Below are 299 nucleotides of genomic sequence, written 5' to 3' on the forward strand. Positions count from 1 at the left end.
GATGAGCGCCCCCGACGAACCGTCCGCGTCTTGGCCTTCCAAGGAGACTAACTCTGTAACGGCTTCTCTCAATGGATTAGAGGAAGACGCCGATCCAGTCGTCGAACGGGTGACGGAGTTCGCAACCGAGTATCCACATCTCGCTGACCTCCCGCTTTCCGAGACGCACGGCCGGAAGCTCCGCCGCATCGTCACGGAAGCCGAATGGGAAAAGGAGTTCGTCGACCCCGATCACCCGCTGGAAGATTCCTTCGCCGTCGACTCGCTCCGCTCCCGCTCCGCCGGAACGTGGCTCGACG

The 299-nt window shown here is 62.2% G+C and carries 1 pseudogene; it reads left to right on the top strand.

Going from position 1 to position 299, the window contains the following annotated elements:
- Positions 1 to 299 (top strand): annotated as a pseudogene (locus EXE45_RS21625) (hypothetical protein); the annotation flags it as partial.

It is taken from the genome of Halorubrum sp. SP9 (genome assembly GCF_005435015.1).
GTDB classification, from domain to species: domain Archaea; phylum Halobacteriota; class Halobacteria; order Halobacteriales; family Haloferacaceae; genus Halorubrum; species Halorubrum sodomense.